Genomic DNA, 24,784 nt, shown 5'->3' on the forward strand with positions numbered 1-24,784 from the left:
AAAAATGGCTATCATTTTAAGATTAGATCGCGTCATGGCCGATCGAAAAATATCGTTAAAAGAACTCTCCGAAAAAGTCGGAGTTGCAAATGTCAATTTATCCAAAATGAAAACGGGCAAAATTAGTGCCATTCGTTTTTCAACTCTCAACCAAATTTGCAAAGTCTTAGAGTGTCAACCCGGCGACATTCTTGAATACGTCAATGACGATCCAGAAAACTAAATACTAAAAAGCGGAGGACATAGCAGTCCTCCGCTTTTTTCAGGATACAAAACTGTTATTCTATTGTAGAACTGCTTCTTCCATCTTAGCTGCAACTAAATAAGCCAAATCGATCACTCGGCAAGCATAGCCCCATTCATTGTCATACCAAGCTAGCACTTTGACTTGCCGCTTCTCGATCACCATTGTACTGAGCCCGTCAACAATCGCCGAATGTGGATCCGTTGTAAAGTCCACAGACACAAGCGGTTCCTCCGTATAATCGAGAATGCTTTTGTACTCTGTTTGGGCAGCTAATTTAAAGGCCGCATTAATTTCAGATTCTGTTACATCATTTTTTAAAGTCACCACTAAATCCACAAGCGACACATCCGGTGTTGGTACGCGCAAAGAAGTCCCATTTAGCTTACCTTTGAGTTGAGGCAGAACAAGCGAAATTGCTTTGGCTGCCCCGGTTGTCGTTGGGATAATCGAAGTTGTACAACTTCTTGAGCGCCGCAAGTCTTTATGTGGATTATCCAGACTGTGCTGATCATTCGTATAAGCATGAACAGTCGTCACAAGTCCATTTTCAATGCCGAAGTTTTCATCCAAAATTCTTGCAACAGGTGCTAAACAATTCGTTGTGCAAGATGCGTTCGAAATCACATGGTGCTTTTCATGATCATAATCTGCTTCGTTCACACCCATAACAATTGTGACATCTTCATTTTCACCTGGTGCCGTGATAATTACTTTCTTCGCACCTGCTTCAATGTGGTACCCTGCTTTTTCTTTGGAACGGAATTTACCCGTCGCCTCAATGACAATGTCGACTTCTAGTTCGCGCCACAGAAGGTTTCTCGGGTCACGTTCATTCACAAGCAAGACTTCTTGCCCGCAAACTTTGAGCTTATTTTCAGAAAGAATCTTTATTTCACCCTGAAATTTCCCGTGCACACTATCATACTTAATGAGGTGCTGAATCGTTTCTGCTGGATAGCTGGCATTGATTGCGACTACGTTCACCAAACCATCCATCATGAGTTTCCTAAAACACATTCTGCCAATTCGTCCAAATCCTGTAATTGCTACATTTTTCGCCAAGCTTATTTCCCCCTTAGAAATAATTGCAAAACGACTTGCAGGTTCAGTATAACATGGCTTGTTTAAAAATGTAAGCGTTTACCTATAGGGGACGAATTGTAAATTTTTTCGAAAAATTTAGCTTATACCTGTCCATTTCAGGTATAATAAAGCTATGAGGAGGTAGAGAGCTATGCTAGAACAAGAAGAATTCCAAATTCAGTTAGAAAAAATCGAACAGCCTCTCACACGCCGGGATATTGCCACAACTCTGTTATTTGTCATTGACGGCGAAGTCGAACTTTCTACCAGTAAAAAAACGGTAACCTTAGAAGCGGATGATCTTTATATTCTGAACCAAAATGAGCCCTACACTCTCACGGATCTCACGCATAACACGTTGATTCGTTTGCAAATTAAAAGTGCTTTTTTTGCTCACTTTTTCCCAGGCTATTATCAGTATTCATTCGAAAGTTTTTCAAGAGAGATTGATAGTGGGCGTGAAAAAATTGTTTCCTCCCTTCGGCATAACTTGGCATTACTCGTTATGAATGCCTTTAATCCCACTGAAAATAGCCAGTTGATTTCGCACAATACCATTTTTCAAATCATGCTCCTTTTAACCAAATTTTTCAAAAAAGAGCAAACCAGACCGCTCACGCAGAAAACTAAGGATGAACGCTTGGCGCGAATTATTACCTATCTGGAAAATCACTATGATGAGCCCATCAGCCTTAGCAAAGTAGCTGAGCAAGAATATTTATCAACTTCTTATTTCTCACGTTATTTTAAGCAAAAAACAGGGATGGGCTTTTTGCAGTATTTGACCCTCATCCGCTTGAAACACAGCGCGGATGACTTGATACTGACGGATGAATCCATTACAACGATTTCCATTCGGAACGGCTTTTCAAGTCCGAAACATTTTACGGATGCTTTCAAGGCTTATTATAACGAAACCCCGACTAGGTATCGTGAAAAGGAAGATAATCAGCGGCTTTCTTCTCCTTCTGAGAAGAAAGCCGCGACCACACAAATTTTGGAACTCACGCCAGAAATTCTCAATTTGCTTGCCAAGTATCATCTGGAAACGGCTCGAGAAACTAGCTTAAACCCGATTCCGATTGAGCAAAAGACCATTACAGTTAATCCTATCGCTAATGAATCTTTGGCGCAACCCGCTTATTTGCTGACAATTGGAGGATTAAAGGAGCTTTTGAAGGATAATGTTAAAAAACAAATTGAAATGGTGCAGCGTGAAATTCGGCTGGAGTTTATCGGTATTCGGCATTTACTGCGAGGCCGAACTTTCTTGCCAGAGGTGGAGACGGATGAAACGGTGCCGACTTCTTCCACATTTGCAAATGCAGACCTAGCGCTCAGTTACTTAAAAAATCAAGGCTTACGGCCATTTATTCGAATTGAATATCAGGAGCTTTCGCGGGATGAAAATTTTTTATTTTGAACAGCTTGCTCACTTTTTACGTCATTCGATTCAAGTTTTCGGGCATTCTTTTGTCGCTTCTTGGGCTTTCATGTATTATGAGCCGGAGCAAACACTTGTGAGAGCTGATGAATTAAGGCGCGTTTTCTTGCGATTAAAGCGGCTTCTAGTGAAATTTGAACCTGCAATCCAACTTGGAACGTTTATCCCGTTTTCAGAACGTGCGACGGTGCCAAAATCGCATCAGTGGGTTCTAGAAACGAGTGATCAAGTTGATTTTCTAACTTATAATGCCAATCCAAATGAAATCATTGATTTTTCAAAGGAAACGTCCATTACTTTTCAAAATGCGGAACGCTTCACGCTTACGAAAACCAAGAAACTAAAACAATACTTGAAAAAGCATGGCATTCAGAAAAAATTAATGCTTATCAATTGGAATACGCTAACTGGGAATACTCGTTATACGAATGGCACTTTTTTTTCGTGGAGCTTTAATTTTGGAAGCTTTGTTTGATGTGAGTCCAGAAGTTGCAGGACTTGGTTTTTGGATCAATACAGAACTTCACGAAGAAGAAAATAATAAGCGTAATATTCGGATGGATGGCTTGGAACTTTTTCATTTCTTTAACGGGAAACGTCCTGCTTATTATGCGCTTAACTTCAAAGAACGGCTTTACGGCACGGTTATTGCACGTGGAAAGGATTATATTTTGATGGAAAATACGGATGGCTATCAGCTCATTTTGATGAACTCTGTCAATTTGAATCCGAAACTGTCTGTAAGCGAACTCGTTCGAAATGAACAGCGTAAGGAAGTGCATTTACGGATTCTTGGTTTGAAGGAAGGCGAATACCAATTGCGCAAATGGATTTTCGATCGTGACAACGGCGCGCTTTACTCCAAGTACTGGCAGCTTAATAGTCGACACGGTCTAGATGAGGAAATTCTTGATTATATCGTGACAGCTTCAAAGCCTACTTTAACGGTAACGGATGAACTCATTTCAGATGATTGGTCCTTTTTATGCTTATCTGGAACTCAATGCTATTCATTTTTATGAACTTAAGCGCACCATTTAAAAAAGGAAGTGCCCGTGGGCACTTCCTTTTTGTTTCCTTATTTGGATTGTTTTTTGGAATAAGAGTGCAAGCCCAGCCAAATGAGGAATACTGGGATACCAATAAAAATGATCAATGAAACGATATTCATGAGCGTCATGTTTGATTCACCCTCTAAATGTTTACTTCATTTTTGGCGCTTTCAGATGTTGGTTTCGTGCAAAGCGCAATGATGATGCCCACTACTAAGCCGCAAAGTCCGAATGTAATCCATCCAAGCGACTGATTGTAAAATGGTACATAACTTGAAAAGAAGTTCTCTAGACCACCAAGTGGAATCTTGAATGCTTTCGCTCCTTCCATGATGGAAATCACAGCTGTAAAAAGAATCGTCGTTACATAAACGACACGTCGTCCTTTAAACAGTGGATTTAGGAACGTAAGCAAAATAAGCACGATTGTAAGTGGATAAATCATCATCAATACCGGTACGGAAAACGAAATCAAGTTTGCAAGACCAACGTTAGCCACGAGGCAAGCGAATGCTGAAAAGATGACCACGTAAGTTCCGTAACGAATTTTTGGAAATAGCTTTTGGAAATAACTTGCGCAAGCAGTTGTAAGCCCGATACTCGTTGTCAGGCAGGCAAGACCAATAATTAGCGCGAGTAAAATCCGTCCAAAACTACCGAAATAATAATCCGCTGCTCCTGAAAGAACAGGTCCTCCATTATCAAATAAGCCGAGTTTACCTACGCTCATAGAGCCAATGTAAGCAATAAATATGTAAACAAGTGCCAAACAGCCCACTGCGATGAGCCCAGCTTTCAAGCAAGTCATAGCAATAGAACGCTTTGTCTTGGCGCCGCTTGCTTTAACGGCATTGATCACGATAATCCCAAACACAAGTGAAGCAAGTGCATCCATTGTATTATATCCCTCAAGGAATCCAGTTGTAAATGGACTTGTGATGTAGTTTCCTGCCGGGGCAGTTTGTTCACCAAGTGGTTTCACAAGAGCTGTTACAATCAAAATGAGAAGAAATAAAAGCAAGGCTGGTGTTAAATATTTCCCTACTCGATCAACGATTTTCGAAGGCGAGAGCGAGAGCCAGAGCGTTAACCCGAAGAAAATGATTGAAAAAACAACGAGGGCAATCTGATGATTTCCTTCCCCAAGAAATGGTGCAATGCCGATTTCAAAAGAGACAGTTCCCGTACGTGGAAGTGCAAAGAAAGGGCCAATCGTTAAGTATAGAGCAACTGTGAAAATAATACCGTAAACAGGATGTACACGGCTTGCAAGCGTCTGTAGGTCACTACTTCCAGAAATCCCAATCGCAAGAACACCCATTAGTGGAAGTCCAGCTCCAGTTACTAAAAAGCCGATTATTGCAATCCAGACACTAGTTCCGGAAAGTTGACCAAGATATGCCGGAAAAATTAAATTCCCTGCTCCAAAAAAAAAGTGCAAATAGCATGAGTCCAATAAAAAAATACGCTGAAAAAGAAACTTTCTTTTCCATTTAAATTCTCCCCTTTCTTTTACATTTGAAACTTTCTGACAAAAGATCAATATAACGAAACAGCTCTTCCACGCCATTCAGCCTGAAAAATCAAATTTTGATTCTCTATTGTCAGAATATTCTTTTCTGAAATAGCTAAGTAATAAAAACCAGTCCCCGTTTGCTACCCATTTGTGCAAAAAAGACAGCCTGTCCCTCTCCATATTGCTCCTTTCTTTTGTTGTTTGTAAATCATATCATACTTTTAGGGTAAATGGCTAGAAATTCAATGATAAAAACTAAATTTTCTAAAATTATATTTAGTCAGCATCACTTTTAAAAAAATTTATAAACTATATTTTATTAGTTGCTTATGTTTTGTAAGTGTGTTATAGTTTATTTATAAACAATGATGAACCTATTCAATTCAGGTGATCATCAGCTAAAAAATATATGAAAAGTAAAATGAAATTGGAGGAATGAAAAAATGGCAGTAGAAAAATGGAACATTGATCCCGCACATAGCTCAGTTGAATTTCAAGTAAAACACATGATGGTTTCTAAAGTGAAAGGTGCATTTAACACTTTTGAAGCAGATGTTGAAATGGATCCTGAAAACTTACAAGATGCAAAAATCAAATTTACAGTAGATGCAGCAAGTGTCGATACGCGCCAAGCACAACGTGATGGTCACCTTAAGAGCGAAGACTTTTTCAACACTGAAAAATATCCTAACATTACTTTTGTCTCGACAGATATTACGCCAGATGGCGATGATGAATACGAAATCACAGGTGATCTTACAATTCGTGAAGTGACAAAACCCATCACTTTCCATGTGACCTATGAAGGAACAGGAAAAGATCCAAACACTGGAAACATGGTAGCTGGTTTTGAAGGACGCGGCAAATTTAACCGGAAAGATTTCGGTTTGAACTACAACGCTGCACTAGAAACTGGTGGCGTGCTCATCGGGGATGAAGTGAAAATCAACGTCCAAATCGAAGCTTCCAAGTAAAGAAGCGGCTAACGAAAACAAAAAGCGAATGACTTCCAAATTTTGCGGAGCCATTCGCTTTTTTTCTTGCTCAAAAGACGGATTTATTTGTCTTTCTTGAATTTATCTTCTGCCTGCTCTTTTAAATCCTCAGCTTTTCCTTTTAGGTCAGCACTTGCTTCTTTGGCCTTCCCTTTGGCTTTATCCAAGAATCCTTCAGCTTTTTTTCTTGTCGTCTCCCGTCACTTTCCCAGCTTTTTCCTTCACTTCGCCTTTCGCTTGATCCAGTTTGCCTTTATCTTCAGCCATTTTACATCATCCTCCTCTATTTTAGTCTCATTTTTTACTTTCCACACTTTACTTAAAGTCAAACTTTCTTTTTCAAACAAGCGGCTAGCTTTCGGTTATGAAATGCGTTAGAATAGTTTAGTTACTATCCATTAACAGAAAAGAGGGAAATCATGAGAAAAAACGAACAAACAATGGGAATTTTAGCTGGAGCCTTCGCCTATGTTTTATGGGGGATTCTACCTATTTATTGGAAACTTGGAAAAGAAGTACCTGCCATTGAAATTTTAGCTTACCGGATCATTTGGTCTTTTGTCTTCATGATTTTTCTTATCATGGCGATCAGAAAATCAAAGGAAGTCTTGACCGAAATGAAGGCGATTTTCAAACAGCCAAAGACAACACTACTTATCACATTAGCTGCCATTTTAGTTACGGCTAACTGGTTCATTTTCATCTTCACAGTGAATAGCGGGCATGTGACAGAAGCTAGTCTTGGCTACTATATTAACCCGCTTGTTAATGTTTTAATTGCCACCGTTTTCTTAAAAGAGCGACTGAACGTAGCTGAAATTATTGCCGTTATCTTCGCCTTTATAGGCGTTTTAATTTTGACTTATCACGAAGGTGGAGTTCCTTGGGCAGCTCTCGCGATGGCCGTTACCTTTAGTTTATATGGCTTGATTAAAAAATTTGTTCCCGTTTCTACTTGGACGGGCCTTACACTCGAAACACTGATTATTACACCGTTCGCGCTTATTTATTTATTATTTTTCGCCAAACACTTCTTCATGAGTTTCCCATTCCAAACAGATCTCGTGATGATTGGCGCAGGAATTGTAACCGCGATTCCACTACTTCTCTTTGCTACAGCAGCGAAGCGAATCAGTTATACGATGGTCGGTTTCTTGCAATATATTGGACCGACGTTAATGCTTATTTTAGGCGTTTTACTATTCAAAGAAAGCTTTGATTCCATGCAATTTACGGCGTTCGCCTTCATTTGGGCTGGAATCATCGTCTTTACAGTTTCACACATTTATATTAGTGCTAAACTTAAGCAACTTCAAAAATCAGCAGAAGCTGAACAAGCAAAATAATTTTGCTAGAAACGAAAGTTTAAGCTACTCTTATTTTATCGCATCAAAAAAAGAGGAACTCTAGTGAGTTCCTCTTTTTTAACTCCGCTTGCTCCACCTATTACAATAATATTTTTCCTTCTAATTTCATAGCTACCTTCTCAAAATGCATCATTCTCCAAAAAAAACTTTCTTTCTAAAAATAGTCCTCCTTTTTGTAAAAAAAAGTACAGTTACAATCAAAAGGATAAAAACCGTCACAAAAAATACAATTTATGACAGTTCAGAAAAATGCGTTATAATGGGAAATGAGGTGATAAATGTGGCACATAAAACCAACGCCTGCCGAATGCTTGATCAAAAGAAGATCCCCTATGAACTTCACGAATATCATTTTGATGAACAGCACTTAGATGCCGCTCATGTTGCAAAGGAAACGGGGAAAAACCCAGCTCAAATCTTCAAAACACTTGTTGCAATCGGTGATAAAACGGGGCATTTAGTTGCCCTACTTTCCGCTGAAGATACGCTTGACTTAAAAAAAGCTTGCTAAACAAAGTGGAAATAAAAAAGTGGAGATGATTCATGTGAAAGATCTTGAAAAAATCACAGGCTACATTCGTGGTGGTTGTTCTCCCATTGGAATGAAGAAACTATTTCCAACTTTCATTGATGAAAAAGCCCACAATTTCTCAACGATTTACATTTCGGCTGGGAAACGCGGGCTACAAATTGAACTTGATCCAAATGAATTGCTTCCGCTATGCCAAGCAAAGTCGGCTAACCTAAGAACCGAATAAAGGACTTGCGCTAAAAAGCGCAAGTCCTTTAGCGTTACTAAACATTCCGAACCATCTGCCACTGAGAGATCCATTTCAAAAAGCCTGCCTCAAGAAAAGCATCGGCAAGGGGCTTATCAAGTGCACAGTTATTGAGAAACAGCTTCTTTTCAGCACCAAAGGCAAAGCCTAACCCGGCTAAAGCATCTTGTAGTATCGTCCCCTCTCGAAGTTCAAACTTGCTCACTTCAATGCCTCGATCTGATAATGCATAACGAAGGTGAAAACTGCCCTTTCCTTCTTCCAAAATGAACCGACTTACCGTTTCTTCTTTTTTTAAATCGTGGCTGATTTTGCCATGGCGTCAAAAGGTCATTTTCGGCCTCCATTTCTGGCTGCTCTATAACGATCTCTGATGCCTCACCAAGTGGCCCATCCAAAAAATAAAGTTCATTTATGATATCGAATTGATGTTTTTGATAAAAATGCACCGCTCGTTCATTTGCAGTAATAACTTCCAGTTTAAATTGTGTTCCGGATGCTTTTTGTAGCATGTCATCCATTAATAGATCTGCCATCTTTTTTTTCCGCGAAATTCAGGCGCAACTCCTATACCCCCGCACCACGAATAATTTCCTTCGCGTGCAAACAAACTAAAGCCAACCGGTTGCCCTTCGAAAAGCGCAAGGCAAGATAAATTAGGGTCTAATAAAAACTCATCCATTCTTGCAAAAAAAGCTTCTTCTGTTAGCATCATTTCTACGACATAATCAGCAAAACTCACATTCCACGCCTCCATCACCTGTTCTCGGCTTACTTCTGCGAATTTTTTCAGTTCAATCATCTGCCACCCCTCCTTTTTCCTTTTTTAGCATAGCATAAATGCCTGATTGAAGCATGATTCAGTATTGTAACCGCCCTCTTTTTAGTTTATCATAAGGAAAGAACAATCTAGTTTAAGGAGAAAAATGATGAAAAGAAATGTTGTTTTGTATCAAGAAATCGCAACAAAGATCAAGAAAAAAAATTCTGGATGGTAGTTATCCGCTCGGCGAAAATATTCCGAGTGAACCAGAACTCGAGAAGCTTTTTGGTGTGAGCAAAATGACAATCAGGCAAGCAGTGGCACTTCTCGCTGCTGAAGGCTACGTGGACAAGCAGCGTGGCAGAGGAACACAAGTGATCAGTAATCAGCTATTTAATAAGCTTTCAAAAGCAAAATCTTTTTTCAAAAAATCATCGAAGAATCTGGTTTTTCGATTAAAAAGGAAATTCTTTCGATTGAAACTATAACACCTGAAAGCCATCCCGTTTTAGCGACTTATTTTGATGAGCCTATCACGCATATCAAGCGACTTTATTATCTTGATAACAAACCATATATCTATTATCAACATTACATTCAAGAAGTCACGCAAATTCATGAGGCTAACTTAAACCTAGATCATATCTCGCTTTACCAGCTACTAAAAGAAAACGGCTATACGGTTGCCTCGTTTGAAGATACTTTTGAAACAGCTACTTTTTCAACATATGAAAAAAAAGCAACTGCAAACTGAGCAAGAAAACGGCTTGAAGCGCATGCGTAAATCATCTGACAATAGTGGTCATTTAATTGAACTTTCAATTGGTCTTTATAACACTCAAATTTTCCCTTATAAAATTGAATATGAAGTTTAAAAAAGTGATTGCGTTTTCAAACATTATAATGTTATAATGTTTCAGAAGGAGGTGACAACATGATCGATCTTCTAATAAAAAATGGAAAAAATAGCCAAGAAGAACCGCTTTCTGTTGCCATAACAAACGGGAAAATTTCAGCTGTGGCACCACAAATTAACGACGAAGCTGAAAGAATAATCGATCTAGCTGGAAAACATTATATTTCTGCTGGATGGATTGATGATCATGTTCACTGTGACACTGAAATGCCAATTTATTATGACCAGCCGGACGAAATTGGTATCACAAAAGGGGTCACAACGATTATAGATGCCGGTTCTACTGGTGCTGATACCATTGCATCTTTTTATAAGCACGTTAAACAAGCCAAAACCAATGTCTATGCGCTTATTAATATCTCTAAAACGGGGATCATTGCACAAGACGAACTTTCTAATTTGAAAAACATCCAAAAAGAAGCTGTCAAACAAAAAATAGCTGAACTACCAGATTTTATTGTGGGACTTAAAGCAAGAATGAGTAAAACAGTTGTCGGTGAAAACAATTACGAACCGCTCCTTTTAGCCAAAGAATTGCAAGATGAACTAAATGATTTACCCCTTATGGTTCACATTGGTTCAAACCCACCAGATTTAAAAGAAATTTTAACACGTCTAGATGCCCGAGATGTCCTTACCCACTGCTTTAACGGGAAGCCGAACGGAATTTTGGATCAAACAAGCAGTAAAATTAAAGCGGTTGCAAAAGAAGCTTATGACCGAGGAGTTCGCTTTGACATCGGACATGGCACAGATAGTTTTAACTTCCGCACAGCACGTCTAGCTAAAGCAGAAGGACTTACCCCATACTCACTTAGCACAGATATTTATCACAAAAACCGCGAAAAAGGGCCTGTCTATGATTTAGCCACAACAATGGAAAAACTACTTTCACTTGGCTATTCCCTTGCTGAAATTATCCCAATGGTGACCACACATCCAGCTGATAATTTCAAACTTCACCACAAAGGAAGCTTAAAAGAAGGTTTTGATGCCGACCTTACAATTTTTGATTTGAAAGACGGGCATAAAGAACTAACGGATTCAAATGGCAATAAAATGATTACTCACACCGTGATCGAGCCGATTTATACAATTGTAGGAGGAAAAGTTTATGACATCGGATCTCTATAAAAAATATGATTTAAAACAAGTCGTCAATGCTTCTGGAAAAATGACTATCCTCGGCGTATCAAAAACACCAGATGAAATTGTCGATCTCCAAAAATTCGGTGGCCAACATTTTTTCGAAATGGCAGATCTTGTTGAAAAAACGGGACGCTACATTGCTGATTTGCTACATACAGAAGATGCCGTCATCGTCTCAAGTGCTTCGGCTGGTATTGCTCAATCCGTTGCCGGTTTAATTGGACAAGGAAGTGATTACCACCTGTATCACCCGTACACGGACAAAATTAAAAAACGAGAAATCGTGATTCCAAAAGGTCATAATGTTGATTACGGAACTGCCGTTGAAGTGATGATCGAGCTTGGTGGTGGAAAACTTCGCGAAGCCGGGTATGCGAACATGTGCTCAAAAGAACACGTAGAAATGATGCTTACGGATGAAACAGCCGCACTTCTTTATATCAAAAGTCACCACGCAGTCCAAAAAAGCATGTTAACCATTGCCGATATGGTCGAAGTCAGCAAAAAACACGGGATTCCTCTCATTGTGGACGCTGCTGCGGAAGAAGATTTATTCACCTATGCAAAACAAGGAGCAGATCTTGTTATTTATAGTGGCGCAAAAGCAATTGACGGACCCACATCTGGACTTGTTGTCGGCAAGAAAGATGCCATTAGCTGGGTACGAATGCAATCGAAAGGTATTGGCCGAGCTATGAAAATTGGAAAAGAAAACATTATTGGGCTTACAGGCGCGATTGAGCGCTACTTAAATACTCCAGGTGAAACGGGCGAGAACATGCAGGAAAGACTTCACCCATTTATTGAAGCCTTAAACCAAATCGATGGTCTGGAAGCAAAAATCGTCCAAGATGCTGCCGGACGTGACATCTACCGAGCTTCCGTCAAAGTAAGCAAACCGTCAGCAAAAGAAGTCATCGCCAGCTTAAAAACTAAAAGTCCAGCAATCTATACACGTGAATACCAAGCTAATAACGGCATCATTGAATTTGATATTCGTGCCGTAAATGCTGATGAAATGAAACTAATTGAAAATCGCCTAAAAGAAATTATGGAAAGTGGGAAATAATCATGCAAAAAACACCAAAATACTTGAACGATCGCATTTGTTTAAATGTGCTAGCTAATTCTGTTGAAAACGCCAAAGAATGCTATCAAGCTGCAGAAGGTCACGTCGTGCTTGGCGTTCTTTCAATCAATTATTCATCAGATGAAGCGGCAATTACAGACATGAAAAAATACATCGAAGCAACAGATAACGCACTATCTGTAGGGCTTGGCGCCGGAAATCCTAAACAAAGTGAAATGGTGACACGCATCTCAGCAGAGCTTCAGCCCCAACATATCAACCAAGTTTTCACAGGAGTTGGTGCTAGCCGTGCACTTTTAGGACAAAAGGAAACCATCATTAACGGACTCGTTTCTCCAACAGGAAAAGTTGGTTATGTAAATATCGCAACAGGTCCTCTTAGTAGCGAAGCTCCAGCAGGAGAAGTTCCAATCGAAACTGCCATTGCCCTTTTAAAAGATATGGGAGGAAGCTCTATCAAGTACTTCCCGATGAAAGGTCTAGCACACGAAGAAGAATATCGCGCTGTTGCCAAAGCTTGTGCCGAAAATGACTTCTATCTAGAACCAACTGGCGGAATCACGCTTGATAACTTCGAAGAAATTGTTAAAATCGCGCTTGATGCAGGCGTTAAAAAAAGTCATTCCTCACGTATACAGCTCAATTATTGATAAAGCAAGTGGTGACACAAAACCAGAAGATGTTAAAACTCTCTACCACATCATGAAAAAATTGACTGACTAAAGGAGCGATGACAAGATGAAAGTTTTATCTTATGGAGAAGTGAATTTACGATTCACTCCTCCAGATTATCAACTATTAGCACAAACCAATCAGCTTACTTACCAAGTTACAGGAACTGGCGTAAATCTACTAACAAACCTAAGTAACTTTGGGATGGAAACAACTTTACTGACAACACTTCCAGATAACAGTGTTGGTAAAATGGCTGCCGCCAACATTCGTAAATATGGTATCAAAGATCATCATATCCAATTTAATGGCAATCACATGGGTAGTTATTTCGTTGAATTAGGTTATGGCGTTCGCCCAACAGTTGTCACTTATCAGAATCGCTTAGCAAGCGCTTTTTGCCAAGCGGACCCTGCAAGTTATCCGATTGAAGAAGCCGTTAAGGAAAATGACATCATCCACATTTGCGGTATTTCTTTATTATTAAATGAACGCACTCGTGAAACCGCTTTAAAATTAGCAGCTTGTGCAAATGAATTTGGAAAACCGCTTTACTTTGACTTCAATTACCGACCAAGTCTAAATACAGAACATAGCAAAGCATTTATTAAAGAACAGTATGAAAAAATCTTATCGCTTGCGCATACTGTTTTCGGCGGAATTCGTGACCTTACAGAACTGCTTGACATTGAAGTAAACGAAGAACTACCGTACTTAGAGCAACTACAAATGGGCATTTCCATTTTCAAACAGAAATACAATGTCACAAATTATGTAGGAACTAATCGAGGTTTTGAAAATCATGAACATTCCTTAGCCGGCTTTATGGACGGAGAAAGTTTTAAAGTTAGCAGCACCATGCCAGTCGATTTACTTGATCGCATCGGAGCAGGCGACGCTTATGCAGCGGGAATCATTTTTGGTCTTACTAATAACTGGCCAGAAGAGAGGATTTTGGAATTTGCAGTTAGTAATGCTGTCCTTGCTCATACCATCACGGGAGATGTGCCACACACTACTCTGGAAGAAGTAGAGGCACTTATGGAAGGCAGACAACAAAGTCTAATTCGTTAAAAAAGGAGAGAAAAATATGCACGACATCTATTTGTTTTCAATCACCATCGTTGCCATTGCCATTGTCATTTTAGGTGTATCCTGGTGGAAATGGCATGCCTATCTTAGCTTATCCGTTGCTACCCTCTTTTTAGCCATATTTGCTGGTATGCCATTTGGCAAGATCACCACCGCCTTCGAAACGGGCGTCGGCGGCGTTCTTGGCCATCTAGTAGGCATCTTAGCACTTGGAACTATCCTTGGAAAAATGATGTCCACCTCTGGGGCAGGCATGCAAATTGCTAATTTCTTTGTAGAACGCTTTGGAGCCAAGCGCTTGCCTTGGGCAATGTTTTTCTCCGGACTTATTATCGGCATCCCAGTTTTCTTTGAAGTTGGTCTTGTCATCTTGCTGCCGATCGTACTTTCCATCCAAAAAACAGTCAAGAAAAACATTCTTTTGCTTGGCCTACCAGTTCTTGCTGGACTTTCGATTGCACATGGAATTATTCCGCCACACCCAGGCGCCATGACAGCAATCGGCATTTATAACGCCAATGTCAGTGAAGTTTTGCTTTATTCGCTTTGCTTCGCCCTACCAGCAGGTATCGTCGCAGGTCCTTTATTCGCAAAATTCATCAGCAAACGTATTACACCCAAAAACGAACCCGACCTCATGCGTCCTGATGTAATTAAAGATAACGAAAAATTGCCATCTGCCGGCGTCTCTTTCTTCATTGTCTTTCTACCGATCATCTTGATGCTACTAACCATGATCGCTGCTCTATTTAAGCTACCAAGCGGCCTAACAAGCATTATCGACTTCATCGGTAGCCCACTTATCGCTTTACTGATTTCCGTATTTGTAGCTTACATCTTGCTTGGTTTCCGCCTCGGTTTAAATGCAGAAATCATCCGCGGCTTAACGGACGACAGCATGAAGCCCCTTGCCTCCATCATTTTGATCATCGGAGCAGGCGGCGCCTTCAAGCAAATTTTGATTGATACAGGCGTTGCAACAGCTATCGCGAATTTATCAGGGCAAATGAACCTTTCCCCGATTGTAATGAGTTTCCTTGTAGCAGGACTCATTCGAGTGGCAACAGGCTCCGCAACCGTTGCGTTAACAACAGCTGCTGGGATCGTCGCACCAATTGTCGAACAAATGACAGGCGTCAATACCGCTTTACTTGTCATCGCAACTGGAGCAGGTTCCCTCATGCTTTCCCACGTAAACGATGCTGGCTTTTGGCTCGTTAAAGAATACATGGGGCTAACAGTCAAAGAAACTTTCAAAACTTGGACCGTGTTAGAGACCTTGCTATCTTTCAGCGTGTTTTTCATGGTACTTATTGTCGATATTTTCGTTTAATCAAAGACTCCCTTCGCGTTCTATATTTCGAACACGAAGGGAGTCTTTTATTTCCCGCAATGGCAATCATCGCCGCCACGGCAACACGTTTTGGCTTGGGCTTCCTTCGCTACAAAAGTCGCAGCCCGCACCGCTTCTGGTACACTGTCTTTGACGCGACGCGCTTTATCCCGAATCAGTTCTTTTGCCCCTAAACTTACCTTTTCTTCTGGCAAGAACCCTGAATTTGACTTGTCCACTTCAAGTTGCTTCTTCGCAATCGAAAGCATCAGTTTCATTCGATTGAGCTGATTAACTGCACTTGAACCCGCATCATAATCAATCGACATAATATTCGCGTGTGGATAGCGTTTCTTAAGCCCCTTAATCATACCACGTCCTGTAATATGATTGGGTAGACAAGCAAACGGCTGCAAGCAGGCAATATTCGGCACATCACTATCCAAGAGTTCAAACATCTCACCTGTCAAGAACCAGCCTTCCCCCATTTTATTTCCAAGCGAAAGTAATTGACTTGCCTTTTCCGCGATCACTTCAATGCTTTCCGGAGCATCAAACCGCGCACTCACACGAAGCGCATCCACAACCGGTTTGCGATACTGATTGATAAACGGAATCGCGACACTTTGCTTAGCAAAAGATTTCACTTTGGAACGTCCAAATGTGTTAGCAGCAAAATGAGCATCGTAGCAACAATAAAGCAAGAAGTCCGTTAAATCTGGTACAACAGCTTCCCCGCCTTCCGCCTCGATCACATCCACAATATGATTATTAGCACCTGGATGGAATTTGACGAGAATTTCTCCAACCACCCCAACACGCGGTTTTTTCTCATCTCGAATTGGCAGTTCATCAAAAGCCTTAACCATTTCCTTTGCGAATTGCTTATAGCCCCGGAACGAATACTTTTTCATCAGCTCGCGTCCCTTTTCCAAGTAACGCGCATATAACTTGTTAGCACTTCCCTGCTCCATTTCATACGGACGAACACGGTACAGCATCCGGTCCAGTGCATCGCCAAGTGCAAGCCCCGCCATAAACCGCATCACAACAGCAGGTGTCAATTTAAAGCCCGGCTGCTTCTCAAGCCCACTTGCATTCAGGGAAATGACAGGAATTTGTTCCATCCCTGCTTCTCGGAGCGCTTTTTTTAAGCATGGCGATATAATTGGTCGCCCTGCAACCTCCGCCAGTTTGCGTCATCAAAACAGCTATTCGCTCTAAATCATAATCTCCATGTTTCAGAGCATCCATCATCTGACCGATAGTCAAAATAGCCGGATAACAAGCATCATTATTAACATAGCGCAAGCCTTCATCAACCCCGCGCGGCGTAACTGCCGGTAAAACCTCCAAGTTATATCCAGTTGCTCGCCCAGCAGCTTCAAGCATCGCAAAATGAGTAGGTGCAAGCTGTGGTGCAAGTATCGTATAGCCTTCTTTCCGCATTTCCTTAGTAAATAGAGGTCTTTCCTTTGGTGGAGCCATTTCAGCAGGTTTAATATGATGACGATCTCGTTCTTCAATCGCCGCTTTCAAAGAGCGCACCCGAATCCGAGCCGCACCAAGATTGTTAATTTCATCAATTTTTAATAGCGTATAAACCTTGTTATGACCTTCAATAATTTCCTGACACATATCCGTTGTGATTGCATCTAGCCCACAGCCAAAGGAAGTCAATTGCACAAATTCTAAGTTTTCCTGTTTCGCCGCAAAACTTGCAGCTCGGTATAGCCGCGCATGATATTTCCACTGGTTTTCGACCCGAAGCTTATGATCGATCGATCCAAGATGCGAAATCGAATCCTCCGTTAACACCGCCATGCCGTTCATCGTGATAAGTTCAGGAATACCATGATTGACTTCTGGGTCAACGTGATAAGGATGCCCAGCGAGCACAATCCCTTTCACATTATTTTTAGCCATATAATGAAGAGCTGCTTCGCCTTCGTTTTGAATATCACGGCGACATTTTTCCGCTTCCGCAAGCCCTTTTTGGACAGCTTGTTCCATTTCTTCTGCAGGAATTTCAGGGAAAGTTTGTTTCATCGTCTCGATAAATGCTTTTTCATTATCAAGCGCAATAAAGGGACTGTACATTGGGATCCCCTTTTCTTCAAGCGCATCCACATTGACGCGAATCACTTCTGGATACCCTGCAACAACCGGACAGTTGAAATTATTAGTGGCTTCGCCAAATTCAGGTTTTTCGTAAACTACCGACGGATAAAAAATCGCATCCACTTTTTTACGCACAAGATCCATCACGTGCCCGTGTGTCAATTTGGCTGGGTAGCAAACGGCTTCTGATGCAATCGTTTCGATTCCTTTTTCATATAGATTCTTCGAGGATTTCGAGGAAAGCATCACACGATAACCAAGTGCATCAAAAATAGTAAACCAAAGCGGATAGTTCTCATAGATGTTGAGCGCCCGCGGAATCCCAATCGTGCCTCGAGTAGCTTCACTTTTTTTTGCACGCTTTATAGTCAAAGGTCCGTTTTAACTTGTAGGCGTATAAATTTGGCAAAAGATTCTTCACCGTTTCCACCCGTTCGCCCCGTTCGCAACGATTACCACTCACAAACGTCCGGTCATCCCCGAAGCGCGTAACCGTCAACTGGCACGTGTTGCTACAAAGGTTACAACGCGACTGTGAAGTTTCTGCACTAAAATCACGCAATTTTTCAAGAACTAACATCTCTGTGACAGTTCCAGTTTCATAATGTTCCTTAGCAATTAGTGCAGCTCCATAAGCCCCCATCATTCCTGCAATATCTGGTCGTACAACTTCTCTTCCAGTTAAAAGTTCAAACGCACGTAAGACCGCTTCATTATAAAAAGTCCCACCTTGCACGATGACTTTTTCGCCAATATCTTTAGGACTACGCAATTTAATCACTTTTTGAAGCGCGTTTTTAACCACGGAATAAGCAAGTCCAGCTGAAAGGTCTTCAAGACTCACTCCTTCTTTTTGAACTTGTTTCACTTTTGAATTCATGAAAACCGTACAACGTGAACCTAAGTCAACTGGCGCCGTTGCAGAAAGTGCGCGCTTGGCAAACTCTTCAATCGGCACGTGGAGCGTCTTCGCAAAAGTTTCTAGAAAAGAGCCACAACCTGCCGAGCAAGCTTCATTTAACATCAAACTATCGAGTGCTCCATTTTTAATTTTCATACATTTCATATCTTGCCCGCCGATATCTAAAATGAAATCAACGTCCGGGAGAAACTCGCGAGCAGCTCGGTAATGCGCCACGGTTTCGATTTCACCAACATCTATTTTAAGTGCCGCTTTAATCAATGATTCCCCGTATCCTGTAATTCCTGATTGCACAATCCGAACTTGCTCAGGCAAAACTTCATATAATTTGCTCGTCTCATCAATAACAGATTGAAGCGGACTTCCGTTATTACTTCCATAATAGGAATACAAAATCTCATTTTTTTGCCCCATTAAAATGAGCTTGGTTGTCGTTGAGCCCGCATCAATCCCTAAATAAGCATCCCCTTCATAATCTGCTAAATCTGCTCTTGGGGCTTTCATTTGATTATGTTTTGCCCGAAAATCAGCTAATTCTTGTTCAGAGCGAAATAGCGGAGGTAACGTCACGGTATCTTTTTTAACAGAAGATAGATCCATATTGGATAATTTTTCGACAAGATTAGCAAGCGTGATTGTTTTTTCTTTCATGCTGGAAAAAGCAGTTCCAAGAGCAATAAAATATTCTGCATGAAGGGGCGCGATAATCTCGTCTTCCTTCATTTTAAGTGTCTCAGTAAAACGAAAACGCAACTGATCTAAAAAGGTTAATGGACCTCCAAGAAAAGCCACTTTCCCCCCGAATAGGCCTCCCACACGCCAGTCCGCTAATCGTTTGCGTGACAACGCTTTGGAGAATTGACGCGGCAATATCTTCTTTTCTTGCTCCTTCATTTAGAAGTGGCTGCACATCTGTTTTCGCAAACACGCCACAACGCGAAGCAATTGGGTAAATCGTTTGAGCAGACTTCGCTAATTCATTAAGCCCTGTCGGATCTGTTTGTAAAAGAGTAGCAATTTGATCAATAAAAGCTCCTGTTCCTCCTGCACAAGCGTTATTCATTCGTTGCTCAATACCACCACTAAAATAAATAATTTTAGCATCTTCTCCGCCAAGTTCAATGACAACATCTGTTTCAGGAATCACTTGTTCAACAGCTTCTGTACAAGCAATAACTTCCTGAACAAAAGGTACATCCAAGAATTTTGAAATCGCAAGTCCAGAAGACCCAGTAATTTGAAACGTCATTTGCTCGACATCTACTTTTTTTTCGTAAATCTTCCATAATTTCAAGTGTCACTTTTTTTATATCTGAATAGTGACGCCTATAAGTTTGAAACAAAATCTCCCCTTTTTCATTTAAAGCGACGGCTTTTGCTGTTGTCGATCCTACATCTAGCCCCACGTGAATCGTCATCTTTTTCATCCTTTCTATTCCGCTTTTACTTACATGTGCAATTTTGAACTTATAATCGTGCTGTTTTTCACAAACAAAGTTCCAATAAATGAGTGATTACTCACTCAAAAGGCGACCCGAAAACACAAATACTATAGACACCCTCATTTTCACACTAATTAGTCGATTTGTAAAGTGAAAACAAAGCGTATTAACATTGACTTTTCTGCTATGAATGCTAAAATAGATACAGAAAAAATAGTGTATCGGACAAATGCAATACACTACTTTAATAATGAGGATTGATGAGGTGAACCATGGATGAAGCGTATTGATAAAATCTTTCACTACTTGAAAGAACAGGGATCAGACAGCAATATCCTTGAACTCGTAGAAAATGGAGAAGGTTTCACGGCTTCTCGCCTCTCAGATGAACTTCAGATTTTACGCAATAATGTCAGCATGGAGCTAAATGAACTGTGCCGCAGAGGTGCACTTGTCAAAATTAATAGCCGGCCTGTTCTCTATTATGACAGGGAATCCCTTGAACAGGTTCTTGGACGTGAGTTAACAGATTCTGAACTCGTTTTTCATTCAGCCGATGAGTTGCTTGTGCTTTTTTCTTCTGAAGAAAGTAAAAAAAAGTCCCTTTGAAGATTTGATTGGAGCTGACGCAAGTCTCAAAACTCCGGTTGAACAAGCAAAAGCTGCGATGCTCTATCCACCAAATGGACTACATGCACTGATACTCGGTCAAACTGGTGTTGGGAAGACTCTTTTCGCCAATTTAATGTATCGTTTTTCTTGCCAAACCAATCGTTTAAGTGAAGAAGCGCCATTTATTGTTTTTAACTGTGCCGATTACTACAATAATCCCCAGCTACTCATGTCTCATATATTCGGACATATTAAAGGGGCTTTCACTGGAGCAGAGACAGAAAAAGAAGGACTTGTTGAAAAAGCCAATGGCGGCATTTTATTTCTCGATGAAATTCATCGCCTCCCTCCCGAAGGCCAAGAAATGATCTTTTATTTAATGGATACAGGAACCTTCAATAAATTAGGTGAGACAGAACGCAAACGTAAATCTGATGTTTTAATCGTTGGTGCTACAACTGAAGACCCTGAATCTTCGTTACTCAAAACATTTGTACGCCGAATCCCCATCACAATTTCACTTCCTTCTTTTGAAGAGCGAACTGCTCGTGAACGTGTTGAACTACTTACACATTTGTTATCTAACGAAGCTCACCGTGTGAATAAACCGATTCGAATTGAAGATGAAGCTGCGAAAGCTTTAATTGGAAATACCGCATATGGAAATATCGGTCAATTAAAATCTAATGTCCAGCTCGTATGCGCGCAAGGCTTTTTAAATAGCTTCAACCAAAATGATGAAATTGTGATTGATTTTAAAACCTTGCCGATCAATATCAAAGATGGTTTCTTCCACTTTAGCGGGCGACGCAAGGAGCTTCAGGAAATTTCTGAGCACCTCGAACCTTACACAACTATTTTTCCAGAGCAAAGCCGCACTTTTATTACAAGTGATGAATATGAACCGAATTTCAACCTTTACAAAATCATTGAAGACAAAGCCTCTATTTTGATGGATCAGGGCGTTGAGAGTGAAGATATCAAGAAGTTTATTACTATGGATATTGATGTCCACTTGAATAGTTTTTACAACAAATTTAAAAAATACCATTCAAACACGGGAAAACATCTTAAAAATTGTAAATGAAGATATTTTAAATTTTGCAGAAGATGTAAGAGACCGCGTGGAACGTCATCTCGGAAAAAAAATTAAATGACCGTTTTGCGCTTGCATTTTCACTGCATCTCACTTCTTTCATTAAACGCGTTGAAAGCAATAAACCGCTGAAATATACAAACATTGAAAACGTTGTTGAAGATAAACCGGAAGCTTACCACATTTCACGGGAAATTAAAGACGAGATTGAAGCTGTTTTCCATATTCGTGTTCCTAATATGGAAGTCCTTTATTTGACGCTTTTAATCAGCTCCCTACTCAAGGATCAGGAAAATTCACGTGTTGCAGTATTAGTGGCTACCCACGGAAACAACACCGCAACAAGCATGGTCAACGTCGCCAAGAAACTGCTTGGGGATGGGCTTGTCGAAGGAATTGACATGCCACTTGATGAAAGTCCTAAAATTACACTTGATAAATTGACTGAGCGAGCAAAAGAAATGGACATGGGCTGTGGCGTATTACTACTTGTCGATATGGGCTCGCTAACCGGCTTTGCACAAGTGATTACAGAGCGAACTGGGATTGATGTGCGTTCCATTGATATGGTGTCAACAGCAACCGTAATTGAAGCTGTACGTAAATCCAATATCCTAGATACCGATCTTGCCGATATTTACGACGCGTTAAAAGACTTCCGTGGATACGGCGGTTATGCTTCTTCTGATAGCGACTTGCTCGATACAGATGCGAAGCCGCACGCGATTGCGACCATTTGTGCAACCGGGGAAGGCACGGCCGAAAAATTGCAAAGCTTCATTGAAAACATTTTAGAAACCATTACAACTGATCCCATTCGTGTCGTTCCAATCGGCGTTCACGAAAGCGAAAATAAGATGAAAATTTTGATGGAAGAGTATGACGTATTGATGGCCGTAGGAATTGAGAAGCCAAATGTGCCCGTTCCATTCATCCCGCTTGAAAAGCTGTTCGCAAGCGACGGAGAAGAACAACTCGTGAACCTGATTAAAGGACGGAATGTTTTTGTCAAGAAAAGCGAGACAGGAAGAATTGCCAAGGAAGTCGTTGAAGATAGCCTGAGTGAATTCTTGACCTATTTAAATCCCAAAAAGACCATTGATATTTTAAATACCTTCTTGAAAGTCTTAGAAGAAAACACCGAACCGATCTTAAATAATGCTTTTAAAATCAATTTACTCATCCACATTGGCTGCGCACTTGAACGCATGGTTGTAAACGACGGCCTCATTTACCGCGAGGATCATTCCAATTTCGATCCTGCTGTACTAGATGCCCTGAATAAAGCCAACGAAGCGGTATCCAAGCGATTAAATTTAAGTCTAACAGAGGATGAACTTTATTACATTCACGATATCATCCAAACGATGCCTGCACATTCTATCTAAATAGCCCTCCCCTTGAGGGCTATTTTTCGCGCGCTAAAATGATAAAGTTTCCTAAGAGAGTTGATTTATCCTGCAGAAATTCATATAATTCAAGAGATACTGATATTTCTAGCCATCCGCTTTAAAAATGATGCGTTGCAACAAATAATGAGGAGGACGATCTACCAATGGATATCCGTCTAGCTAGAATTGACGACCGCTTGATTCATGGTCAAGTAGCCACCGTTTGGACAAAAGAAACAAAAGCGGAGCGAATCATCGTCATAAATGATGCGGTTTCAAGAGATGAATTTAGAAAAACATTGCTTATTCAAGCAGCTCCGCCCGCTGTAAAAGTAAATGTGATCGATGTTGCTAAAGCCATTCGTGTTTACCAAAATCCACAATATGCCACAACCCCTGTCTTACTTTTGTTTACCAATCCTATGGATGTACTTACACTTGTAAAAGCAGGTGTTGCCATCATGTCGGTCAACATTGGCGGGATGGCTTTTCGAGCTGGAAAAAATCAAATTACCAATGCGGTTTCTGTCGACGAAACGGATAAACTCGCTTTTCGCGAACTAGATAAACGCGGAATCGAACTCGAAATTCGCAAAGTTGCTTCCGATAGCAAAGTGAAGCTGATGCCACTACTCGATAAATGACAGAGAGCGCTTTAAATGGTGAACTTTCCTTTCAAGAGCTTCACCTAGTATGCTACAATAAAGTACAACTGATCGATTCAGTAAATTGTGATAGAATGTGAGTGAAAAAATAATGGAATGGTCTGCAACCAATATCTTTCTTTTAATTTTTGCAATTGGAACGGTTCTCTTTATTCTTTATGATCTCGTCGTATTGACTTTTTGGAAGGGAGCTACAAAGCTAAAAGTAAAACTTCGCTCAAGAGGGCGATTTGATGGGTACATATTTTTTGGTTTATTAGTTCTACTTTTCGCATTGAACATTTTACGTAATGGTTCCTTTTCAACAACTGTGTTACTGGGAATTCTAAGCGTTTTGTTTTTCTATATTGCGCTTTTCCGCAAGCCACATGCAATTTTTAAAACAAATGGATTTTTCTATACTTTCATCTTCTTTCCTTACGCGCAAATTGAACGGATTAATTTGTCGGAAGACGGTATTCTTGTGATTGAAACAGGACGGTCTCGCTTGATGCTTCATCCCCGCTCAGAAGCCGATTTAGATAAAATGATGAAAGTTATTGCGGAATATAAATAAAATGACGACAAAGGTGCCTAATAAGGCAAACTTTGTCGTCATTTTTATATACCGACACTTGTTATTTTAATTTCAGGAACAAATAAATCAATGAATTTTCCGTGTAGCTGATCAATATGCTCATCAAATTTCGAATCGAAGCAGATGATGCTTTCTTCTAACCGCAAAACGGCAAACCCATCTTCTTCATAGTCTTCAAGTATGCCTACGATATGAATCTGGTCATCTTGATCGCTTTCTAAAAGACAATGTTTTTCTTCACTTTCATCCACATCATCAAACGTAATCAATTTAGGAATATTGACTTCTACCGTGTACTTTCGCCCGGGATCCGGATCTTCGTCGTCATCCCAAGTTGCAATACATTCCCCAAAATCACTCGTAAAAACAATTCGAGAATCCTGAATCTTGTCTTGAACCTTTATCTCCAATTATCGTTTCCTCCTGTATCTCAAGTTCGAAACTATTATAACACGGTTCC

General features: G+C 40.5%; 20 protein-coding genes and 5 pseudogenes. 18 read left to right on the forward strand and 7 right to left on the reverse strand.

Annotated features, from left to right (window positions below; all coding sequences use genetic code 11):
* The first annotated feature begins 4 nt into the window (after positions 1–4).
* Entirely contained in the window at positions 5–223 is a 219-nt protein-coding gene (locus MAQA_RS02215) for a helix-turn-helix domain-containing protein (protein ID WP_036070856.1), read from the forward strand.
* A 60-nt stretch (positions 224–283) separates the two neighbouring features.
* Here the strand turns inward: MAQA_RS02215 and MAQA_RS02220 are convergent, their stop codons facing one another.
* A complete protein-coding gene (locus MAQA_RS02220; RefSeq protein WP_036070858.1) occupies positions 284–1,309 on the reverse strand; it encodes a glyceraldehyde-3-phosphate dehydrogenase in 1,026 nt (341 codons plus the stop codon).
* Between the two features lie 172 nt (positions 1,310–1,481).
* Here MAQA_RS02220 and MAQA_RS15120 point away from each other — a divergent pair, with 172 nt between their 5' ends.
* Genes MAQA_RS15120 through MAQA_RS15130 form a run of 3 tightly spaced genes read left to right on the forward strand, consistent with a single transcriptional unit; the run spans position 1,482 to position 3,796 of the window.
* Positions 1,482–2,753 (forward strand): AraC family transcriptional regulator, encoded by a 1,272-nt coding sequence (locus MAQA_RS15120; protein WP_241463021.1) that lies wholly within the window; start codon positions 1,482–1,484, stop codon positions 2,751–2,753.
* A complete protein-coding gene (locus tag MAQA_RS15125) occupies positions 2,734–3,249 on the forward strand; it encodes a hypothetical protein (protein ID WP_241463022.1) in 516 nt (171 codons plus the stop codon). Before MAQA_RS15120 ends, MAQA_RS15125 begins: the two co-directional genes overlap by 20 nt.
* On the forward strand, positions 3,233–3,796 hold the full coding sequence (locus tag MAQA_RS15130; RefSeq protein ID WP_241463023.1) for a hypothetical protein: 564 nt from the start codon (positions 3,233–3,235) through the stop codon (positions 3,794–3,796). Before MAQA_RS15125 ends, MAQA_RS15130 begins: the two co-directional genes overlap by 17 nt.
* Positions 3,797–3,968: 172 nt before the next feature.
* On the opposite strand, the pseudogene brnQ reads toward MAQA_RS15130, so the two are convergent.
* Positions 3,969–5,319: pseudogene (gene brnQ, locus MAQA_RS02230) on the reverse strand (branched-chain amino acid transport system II carrier protein).
* 466 nt (positions 5,320–5,785) lie between these two features.
* Between brnQ and MAQA_RS02235 the strand changes: the two are divergent.
* The 3 genes and pseudogenes from MAQA_RS02235 (at position 5,786) to ybaK (ending at position 8,462) form a co-directional block, all read left to right on the forward strand.
* A complete protein-coding gene (locus tag MAQA_RS02235; RefSeq protein WP_036070861.1) occupies positions 5,786–6,316 on the forward strand; it encodes a YceI family protein in 531 nt (176 codons plus the stop codon).
* 440 nt (positions 6,317–6,756) lie between these two features.
* A complete protein-coding gene (rarD, locus tag MAQA_RS02240) occupies positions 6,757–7,683 on the forward strand; it encodes an EamA family transporter RarD (protein WP_036070864.1) in 927 nt (308 codons plus the stop codon).
* A gap of 301 nt (positions 7,684–7,984) precedes the next feature.
* Positions 7,985–8,462: pseudogene (gene ybaK, locus MAQA_RS02245) on the forward strand (Cys-tRNA(Pro) deacylase).
* A 37-nt stretch (positions 8,463–8,499) separates the two neighbouring features.
* Here ybaK and MAQA_RS02250 read toward each other — a convergent pair.
* From MAQA_RS02250 to MAQA_RS02260, 3 genes are read right to left on the reverse strand one after another with little or no spacing between them, the layout of a single operon-like run.
* Complete coding sequence (locus MAQA_RS02250; RefSeq protein WP_036070868.1) at positions 8,500–8,688, reverse strand: hypothetical protein; 189 nt, start codon at positions 8,686–8,688, stop codon at positions 8,500–8,502.
* A gap of 1 nt (position 8,689) precedes the next feature.
* Positions 8,690–9,019, reverse strand: a complete 330-nt coding sequence (locus tag MAQA_RS02255) for an N-acetyltransferase (protein WP_036070872.1) — start codon at positions 9,017–9,019, stop codon at positions 8,690–8,692.
* On the reverse strand, positions 9,004–9,285 hold the full coding sequence (locus MAQA_RS02260) for a GNAT family N-acetyltransferase (protein ID WP_036070874.1): 282 nt from the start codon (positions 9,283–9,285) through the stop codon (positions 9,004–9,006). The genes MAQA_RS02255 and MAQA_RS02260 overlap by 16 nt, the downstream gene beginning before the upstream one ends.
* A gap of 137 nt (positions 9,286–9,422) precedes the next feature.
* Between MAQA_RS02260 and MAQA_RS15135 the strand changes: the two genes are divergently transcribed.
* The 8 genes and pseudogenes from MAQA_RS15135 (at position 9,423) to MAQA_RS02290 (ending at position 15,498) form a co-directional block, all read left to right on the forward strand.
* Positions 9,423–9,734 carry a GntR family transcriptional regulator gene (locus tag MAQA_RS15135; protein WP_241463025.1) on the forward strand — a complete coding sequence of 104 codons (312 nt, stop codon included), beginning with the start codon at positions 9,423–9,425 and terminating at the stop codon, positions 9,732–9,734.
* Positions 9,731–10,000: a UTRA domain-containing protein gene (locus tag MAQA_RS15140; RefSeq protein WP_241463036.1), complete on the forward strand. Its 270-nt coding sequence runs from the start codon at positions 9,731–9,733 to the stop codon at positions 9,998–10,000. Before MAQA_RS15135 ends, MAQA_RS15140 begins: the two co-directional genes overlap by 4 nt.
* The gene (locus MAQA_RS15145; protein ID WP_241463026.1) at positions 9,951–10,121 is read left to right on the forward strand and encodes a hypothetical protein; all 171 of its coding nucleotides are present in this window, start codon (positions 9,951–9,953) and stop codon (positions 10,119–10,121) included. The genes MAQA_RS15140 and MAQA_RS15145 overlap by 50 nt, the downstream gene beginning before the upstream one ends.
* A gap of 59 nt (positions 10,122–10,180) precedes the next feature.
* Positions 10,181–11,296, forward strand: a complete 1,116-nt coding sequence (locus MAQA_RS02270; protein WP_036070877.1) for an amidohydrolase/deacetylase family metallohydrolase — start codon at positions 10,181–10,183, stop codon at positions 11,294–11,296.
* Positions 11,277–12,380 (forward strand): DgaE family pyridoxal phosphate-dependent ammonia lyase, encoded by a 1,104-nt coding sequence (locus MAQA_RS02275; RefSeq protein ID WP_036070879.1) that lies wholly within the window; start codon positions 11,277–11,279, stop codon positions 12,378–12,380. The genes MAQA_RS02270 and MAQA_RS02275 overlap by 20 nt, the downstream gene beginning before the upstream one ends.
* A gap of 2 nt (positions 12,381–12,382) precedes the next feature.
* Positions 12,383–13,124 (forward strand): annotated as a pseudogene (dagF, locus tag MAQA_RS02280) (2-dehydro-3-deoxy-phosphogluconate aldolase).
* Positions 13,125–13,139: 15 nt separating this feature from the next.
* Positions 13,140–14,147 carry a sugar kinase gene (locus tag MAQA_RS02285; RefSeq protein WP_036070883.1) on the forward strand — a complete coding sequence of 336 codons (1,008 nt, stop codon included), beginning with the start codon at positions 13,140–13,142 and terminating at the stop codon, positions 14,145–14,147.
* A 16-nt stretch (positions 14,148–14,163) separates the two neighbouring features.
* Positions 14,164–15,498 carry a GntT/GntP/DsdX family permease gene (locus MAQA_RS02290; protein WP_036070884.1) on the forward strand — a complete coding sequence of 445 codons (1,335 nt, stop codon included), beginning with the start codon at positions 14,164–14,166 and terminating at the stop codon, positions 15,496–15,498.
* Positions 15,499–15,545: 47 nt separating this feature from the next.
* Here MAQA_RS02290 and MAQA_RS02295 read toward each other — a convergent pair.
* Positions 15,546–19,959, reverse strand: a pseudogene (locus MAQA_RS02295) (acyl-CoA dehydratase activase-related protein).
* A gap of 300 nt (positions 19,960–20,259) precedes the next feature.
* Between MAQA_RS02295 and MAQA_RS02300 the strand changes: the two are divergent.
* From MAQA_RS02300 to MAQA_RS02310, 3 genes and pseudogenes are all read left to right on the forward strand, one after another.
* A pseudogene (locus tag MAQA_RS02300) lies at positions 20,260–23,079 on the forward strand (sigma-54-dependent transcriptional regulator).
* A 167-nt stretch (positions 23,080–23,246) separates the two neighbouring features.
* Positions 23,247–23,726 carry a mannose/fructose/sorbose PTS transporter subunit IIB gene (locus MAQA_RS02305; RefSeq protein ID WP_036070886.1) on the forward strand — a complete coding sequence of 160 codons (480 nt, stop codon included), beginning with the start codon at positions 23,247–23,249 and terminating at the stop codon, positions 23,724–23,726.
* A gap of 112 nt (positions 23,727–23,838) precedes the next feature.
* Positions 23,839–24,303, forward strand: a complete 465-nt coding sequence (locus tag MAQA_RS02310) for a DUF986 family protein (RefSeq protein ID WP_036070888.1) — start codon at positions 23,839–23,841, stop codon at positions 24,301–24,303.
* Between the two features lie 44 nt (positions 24,304–24,347).
* Here the strand turns inward: MAQA_RS02310 and MAQA_RS02315 are convergent, their stop codons facing one another.
* The gene (locus tag MAQA_RS02315) at positions 24,348–24,734 is read right to left on the reverse strand and encodes a hypothetical protein (protein ID WP_036070890.1); all 387 of its coding nucleotides are present in this window, start codon (positions 24,732–24,734) and stop codon (positions 24,348–24,350) included.
* Positions 24,735–24,784 lie beyond the last annotated feature (50 nt).

Origin of the sequence: Listeria aquatica FSL S10-1188, assembly GCF_000525795.1 — a bacterium.
Classification (GTDB): Bacteria; Bacillota; Bacilli; order Lactobacillales; family Listeriaceae; genus Listeria; species Listeria aquatica.